This window comes from endosymbiont of Lamellibrachia barhami (assembly GCF_011947365.2).
Taxonomy (GTDB): domain Bacteria; phylum Pseudomonadota; class Gammaproteobacteria; order Chromatiales; family Chromatiaceae; genus QGON01.
This window is the reverse complement of record NZ_JAAVSH020000001.1, coordinates 4,142,033-4,148,554: the sequence shown is the minus strand read 5'-3', so window position 1 is coordinate 4,148,554 and position 6,522 is coordinate 4,142,033. Positions and strand designations below refer to the sequence as shown.

6 protein-coding genes are annotated in these 6,522 nt (G+C 50.8%); 1 reads left to right on the top strand and 5 read right to left on the bottom strand.

Features of this window, described 5'->3' with window-relative positions; genetic code table 11:
• Window positions 1–165: 165 nt before the first annotated feature.
• On the bottom strand, window positions 166–792 hold the full coding sequence (locus tag G9Q73_RS18970; RefSeq protein ID WP_177421178.1) for an Arc family DNA-binding protein: 627 nt from the start codon (window positions 790–792) through the stop codon (window positions 166–168).
• Between the two features lie 285 nt (window positions 793–1,077).
• Window positions 1,078–3,822, bottom strand: a complete 2,745-nt coding sequence (locus tag G9Q73_RS18965; RefSeq protein WP_177421177.1) for a choice-of-anchor D domain-containing protein — start codon at window positions 3,820–3,822, stop codon at window positions 1,078–1,080.
• A gap of 183 nt (window positions 3,823–4,005) precedes the next feature.
• Here G9Q73_RS18965 and G9Q73_RS20635 point away from each other — a divergent pair, with 183 nt between their 5' ends.
• Window positions 4,006–4,158: a PEP-CTERM sorting domain-containing protein gene (locus G9Q73_RS20635; protein WP_369408926.1), complete on the top strand. Its 153-nt coding sequence runs from the start codon at window positions 4,006–4,008 to the stop codon at window positions 4,156–4,158.
• 141 nt (window positions 4,159–4,299) lie between these two features.
• Here the strand turns inward: G9Q73_RS20635 and G9Q73_RS18960 are convergent, their stop codons facing one another.
• The 3 genes from G9Q73_RS18960 to G9Q73_RS18950 form a co-directional block, all read right to left on the bottom strand.
• Window positions 4,300–4,767 (bottom strand): helix-turn-helix domain-containing protein, encoded by a 468-nt coding sequence (locus G9Q73_RS18960; protein WP_177421176.1) that lies wholly within the window; start codon window positions 4,765–4,767, stop codon window positions 4,300–4,302.
• A gap of 28 nt (window positions 4,768–4,795) precedes the next feature.
• Window positions 4,796–5,104: a hypothetical protein gene (locus G9Q73_RS18955; RefSeq protein ID WP_177421175.1), complete on the bottom strand. Its 309-nt coding sequence runs from the start codon at window positions 5,102–5,104 to the stop codon at window positions 4,796–4,798.
• Window positions 5,105–5,581: 477 nt separating this feature from the next.
• On the bottom strand, window positions 5,582–6,196 hold the full coding sequence (locus tag G9Q73_RS18950) for a choice-of-anchor D domain-containing protein (protein WP_177421174.1): 615 nt from the start codon (window positions 6,194–6,196) through the stop codon (window positions 5,582–5,584).
• Window positions 6,197–6,522: the final 326 nt, after the last annotated feature.

Genomic DNA, 6,522 nt, shown 5'->3' with positions numbered 1-6,522 from the left:
CTGGGCCATCTGGTGACTGCTGTATCAAATGGAAAATATCCTACCTTTTACTCCGACTATGATGTTTCCACTGATTGGGCTCTGCTCCATATATCCGAGTGTGATATAAGTCTGGGTGCTTTTCTGAATTCCAAGAATGTTTATTAAAGCGGTCTTGAGCGGGGTTCAGTCACCGATGACTGGTTTTTCTTGCTCGTCTGTCAGTTTTTGGGCGGCAGGATTGTAGAGCCAGAACGGATCGCGCAATTTTGAGTTTTTCCAGATCCGCTCTTCATGGGCGGTAAGGTAGTCCTCAAACTGATTGATGGCATAGATAATCAGACTTTTGTTCTTTCTTGCTTCAGCAAAAACAATTAGTTGGGCTTTGGTCAATGCATCTTGATCGAGTGACGCCATTGCCACAAGGGCTGCTTTTGTGCCTGCACTCTCTGGGTCAACAAGCGAAAATAACTCTTCCATGCCTGGCGACGACGGCTGCCCCGCCCACTCTTTGAATTCACCCAAATAGTGGCTCAATTCGCTCTCATCAATGTCAGATGATGTGAGTTCAGCAATGTGCACGAGATGAAAAAGGCGTCGGTAAAGAGACGACACCAAGCGCTCTTGGGTCATCTTTACTGCATCAAGGGCATCGGCGAATTCTGCTGCATCGCCCTTCTGTCCAAAAGAGTCGGAGAGACGAGTGATGATTTCGCTGTTCATTGAGCAGCCAGATCCTTCGGCGGCATTAAGAATCTTGGCGTGTAAGTTTTTTGGCAGGCGAATCGCTGTTTTTGGTATCTTTTTTGACATGCTGGCAATCTTAGCAGAAGGCTGGCTGAGGTTTCCATTTGACTTCCCAGGCCAGAATCCAATTTAGCCAAATTGCCACCCCAAAAAACAAAGGGCCTAGCGATTTCTCGCTAAGCCCTTGTTTTGTATGACTCCCGTGCACACCATATTGGGAACTAAAACGCTTATAGTCGGTAATTTCGCTTCCTAATAAGTTTTACCGAAAGCATCGAGCAAGCGTGCCGTGACACTCAGGATGCGAAACGGGACATCCCAGTCCCCCTTTCGCCTCACATACACGACAGCCTATTGTGCCCCAGCCGCCCTGTTTCCGCGCCGCTTCGCCAGGTTATTGCGCGCAGCGAATGCAAATGCAAGACCCAGCAAGCCAAACAATAGTTCGAGTGGGCCCATGCTTCCAAAACCACCATCATCGTCATCCGCGACCACACCGGTACCCGACAGATTAACAGTCACCGAACCTTCATCCGGATCATCCGATGGGATGTCAAAGCTGTCATTGAACGTTCCTGCAACAGTCGGTGCAAATCTGACCGTCAATGTACAACTTGCCGCCGGTGTCAATGTCTGGGCCGAACAGGTGTCATTCAGGATGCTGAAAGGTGCTGCCAATGGATTGACCAAGGCAATCTGAACGAGAGTGAGATCTGCGGTGCCGTCATTGGTGATCGTTACTATCTTGTTGGATGCGGCACCCTCGGTGACACTGCCAAATGGAACCTGAAGATCGCCAGTTGGCGCTACGGAATCGGTAACAGTGATATCTGGCACGGGTACCGGCGCCGCTACCCCTGTACCGGTCAGGTTGATCGTAACGGTGGCTTCATCAGGATCGTTAGACAGGATGTCAAAGCTGTCGTTGGATATCCCTATGACAGTCGGCGCAAATCTGACCGTCAATGTGCAACTTGCCGCCGGTGTCAAAGTCTGGGCCGAACAGGTGTCATTCAGGATGCTGAAAGGTGCTGCCAATGGATTGGCCTGGGCGATCTGACCGAGAATGAGATCTGCGGTGCCGTCATTGGTGATCGTGACTATCTGGTCAGATGAAACACCCTCAATAACATTGCCAAACGGCACCTGAAGATCCTCTGCAGGCACTACGGAATCGGTAACCGTAATGTCCGGCACCAGTGCGACTGTCCCTGTGCCCGCCAGATTGATCGTAACGGTGGCTTCATCTGCATCGTCGGACGGGATGTCAAAGCTGTCAACGAACGCCCCTATGGCCGTCGGTTCAAACCTGACCGTCAAGGTGCAGATTGCCGCTGGCGCCAGGATCTGCGTTGAACAGGTATCATTCAGGATACTGAAGGGCGCCACCAGCACGTCCAGCGCACCGATATTTCCGATAGTCAGATCGGCATTTCCATCATTGGTAATGGTAACTGTCTCATCCGAAGTCGTGGCCTGGGTGACATTACCAAAGGCAATCGCGAGATCGTCCAGCGGGGCGACGGTATCGGTAACGGTGATATCCGGTACCGCTAACCCTATACCCGTACCGTCAACGTCGACCGTTACCGGGTTTTCGTCCGGATCGTCAGAGGGAATATCGAAGGTGTCGCTGAAAGCGCCGGTCGATGGTGGCGAGAAGCGCACGGTTAAGGAACAATTGGCAGCCGGGGTCAGCGTCTGCGTCGAGCAGGTGTCGTTCAGAATACTGAAGGGTGCTACCAGCGCGTCCAGCGCACCGATATTTCCGATAGTCAGATCTGCGTTGCCATCGTTGGTGACGGTCACGGTCTGATCAGCGGTGGTCATCTCGGTGACATCACCAAAGGCCACCGTGAGGTCATCTATCGGCGCGACCGAGTCGGTGACGGTGATGTCCGGCGTCGCCACCGAGGAGGTGAATATAAAGGCAAGACCTTCAACAAAACCAGCAGAGGGTGCGCCAATGATCAATGCGTTACCGCTTATCGACATGGAAAAGGCATAGTCAGCCGCGACCACAGAAGCTTTGACTATTTGATTCTCTGTCCAGGCACCTGTGCCTGGGTCACGTACAAACACATAGGCTGCACCGGCACGGTTAGCCCCGACGACTGCTGTATCCCCGGTCAGGACAACTGATTGACCAAAGTGATCAGAAGCCGTGCCATCGGAGGACAGAAGTTTCGGCTGCTCTATCCAGTTGCCAGTGCCATCACGTACAAACACATAGGCCGAGCCGGATGAAAGGCCCTGATCACCGTCCAGCGCTGCACCAACGATTGCCGTATCACCGTTGATTGAAACGGAAGTACCGAAAGCGTCTCTACTGGTGCCATCAGAGGCGAGGAGTTTTTGCTCCAGATCCCAGTTGCCGGTGCCGTCGCGTACAAATATATAGGCAGCACCGGAATCAGTGGCGGTGATATCTTCGCCTAATGCTCCAACGATGGCTCTATCTCCCTCGATGAAAACAGAGGTGCCGAAAGCGTTAAAACTTATACTGCCAGCAGAGGGTAGTAACACCTGTTTTTCTGTCCAGGCGTTACCAACGCGCACAAACACATAGGCTGTACCGCTCGAGTTGAGAGGTGCTGCAATGATTACAGTGTCTCCACTGAGGGAAACAGATGAGCCAAACTGGTCACCAGCCGCGCCGTCAGAAGGCAGTAGCTTTTGCTGCTCCGTCCAGACACCGGTGGCAGGGTTGCGCACAAATATATAGGCAGAACCGGATTCGTCGCCATTGTCATCGTCACGTTCTACCCCGATGACTACCGTGTCACCACTGAGGGAGACCGAACCGCCAAATCTATCGAAAACTTGACGGTCTGGCACAGTGAGTTTCCGCTGCAAAATCCAGGCGCCAGCTGGATTTCGCACATACACATAGGCACTACCAGCCCGATTATCATCATCGTATGCACCTATAACCGCCGTGTCACCGTCAATAGAGACCGAATTGCCAAAAGCGTCACCGTTGTCACGGTCAAGAGCAGAGATTATCACCTCATTTGCAAAATCTGCATTGACCGTAAACGGTAGTAAGAGGATTGCAATAGCTAACGAAAAAACGGGCAGCCATTTGTTATTCATTGTTCACATCTCCGTTTGCGAAAAATTCAAGATGCAGCGGGCTTGAATCCAAACGAAGAACTGCCTTCAGATGAGCCATCAAGCCAAAGAAGAAGCACCGCCAACCAGCTTATTACCATTATTACAGTTGTACAGTTCAACATTTGAATTGCTTGACACAAATCAATAAAAACTTAATAAAATATGGTTTTAGGAATGGGAAGGAAAAAACTGACTGTGTACCAGGGGATACCATACATATCCTTCAAAGTACCAGAGCCCGGGATATTTTGGTTTTTCTGTTTCGCGTTTGCGAGCTTAGGTATCGCCCGCCGCAAGCGCAATAATTTGCTGTAGGCTGCAGATAATAAACACATGGCTGCGTTTATCAATATCAATCCCGCAGCGAGAGGACTGGTGAAGGTTAATACTTGTACAGTATAAAGACCTCCCTGCCACTGATATGGCGGGGGTAGGTGGCTGCGATGCTGGGCCTGATTAGGCGGCTTTTGCAGTGTGCCACCCCGAGGCACCTGTTTTGTAGGCTGTCATTCTATCGTCCGCATCATTGATTTGGCGATCAAGTTTATTGATGCGCTCGATCATCTTTTCAAACTCTACGTTGCCTTCCAAACGGCTTTTATAAATCCCACGGATGATGTTGCTGGCTTCTTCAGGTACTGGCTGCTTGTCTTTTTCCCAAAGAGCGACAGTCTGGGCGTCACGTGACACAAACGCACCAAGGGTCTGCTGGGTGAACCCCAGCTCCTTACGGATAAAACGCAGTTCTGCCCCTGTCCAGTTAGGTCTGTCATCGACTAAATCGGTAGCAATAGCACGGTGCAACCCGTCAAGATTGCGAATGGTCACACCTTCACCAAACGGAGTCTCTTTTATGTCATAGCCGTTGGTCAGATAGATATAATCCAAGCCGCAACCAGTGTATTGATACAATTCTTCTTTCATTTCACACCCCCCGCCATGTAGTCACTGACTACTGACAGACGTTAATTACGTATAGATGTTGTTCTTTTTCTACAGCTATTTCTAAAGCGATGTCCTGGCCTGCGTGAAAACGGCCCATGTTGCCTATGTGGGTCTGACTTTCCTCATCCCATCGAGGGTCTGAGAGGACGGTGCCCTTTTGTAGACAAACCAGCATTTGCCGGTAGTTGACCGCACGTTCCCAATCTCCGTCGGTACAGTTGTTTATGAATGTGATATTCGACGAGTCAGCCGCCAGCCTATTAACCAGCTTCTCAAAGCGCTCTCGCGTCATTTTAAAAGCTTTAATCTCGCCCATTAGCGAATACCAATAAACGTCAGTAACACAGACAATCAAATCCACCTATAATTATTATAGATTTTGAGTTTAAGTCAAATTAAATTTATTAGATACTGATCAATATTCCCATTTCGCAGTAATAGGTGCCTGGCGCTGGGCCGCACCAGCGCTTCACACCCAAGGTCTCCATTGATGTACCGGGCGATGTCGAGATAATGCAAAATAATTTTGATCGAGATAGCAAAGGTTAGTGTTATGAAACCTTGAGAAACGCTACCCCAGTTGCCACCCCAAAAAACAAAGGGCCTAGCGATTTCTCGCTAAGCCCTTGTTTTGTATGACTCCCGTGCACACCATATTGGGAACTAAAACGCTTATAGTCGGTAATTTCGCTTCCTAATAAGTTTTACCGAAAGCATCGAGCAAGCGTGCCGTGACACTCAGGATGCGAAACGGGACATCCCAGTCCCCCTTTCGCCTCACATACACGACAGCCTATTGTGCCCCAGCCGCCCTGTGTCTGCGCCGCTTCGCCAGGTTATTGCGCGCAGCGAATGCAAAGGCAAGACCCAGCAAGCCAAACAATAGTTCGAGTGGGCCCATGCTTCCAAAACCACCATCATCGTCATCCGCGACCACACCGGTACCCGACAGATTAACAGTCACCGAACCTTCATCCGGATCATCCGATGGGATGTCAAAGCTGTCATTGAACGTTCCTGCAACAGTCGGTGCAAATCTGACCGTCAATGTACAACTTGCCGCCGGTGTCAAAGTCTGGGCCGAACAGGTGTCATTCAGGATGCTGAAAGGTGCTGCCAATGGATTGCCCAAGGCGATCTGAACGAGTGTGAGATCTGCGGTGCCGTCATTGGTGATCGTGACTACCTTGTTGGATGCGGCACCCTCGGTGACACTGCCAAATGGAACCTGAAGATCGCCAGTTGGCGCTACGGAATCGGTAACAGTGATATCTGGCACGGGTACCGGCGCCGCTACCCCTGTACCGGTCAGGTTGATCGTAACGGTGGCTTCATCAGGATCGTTAGACAGGATGTCAAAGCTGTCGTTGGATATCCCTATGACAGTCGGCGCAAATCTGACCGTCAATGTACAACTTGCCGCCGGTGTCAAAGTCCAATGGAACAGGTGTCATCTGGTGATGTTGCTGAAAGGCTGCCAGTCGGATTGGCTCCGCGATCTGACCGAGAAATATAGACTGCGGTGCCGTCGCTGGTGATCGTGACTATCTGGCTGGCCGAAACAACTTCAGCAATATTACGCAAACGGCACCCAGCGATCTCCAGTACGCGAATCGGTAACCGTGGGCCGTCCGGCACCAGTAAAGTGACCGTCCCTTGTGCCCGCGCTGGTGATTGACTGTAACGGTGGTTTCATCTACCAGCGCAATGCGTAACTGAATCCAGGCAATACCA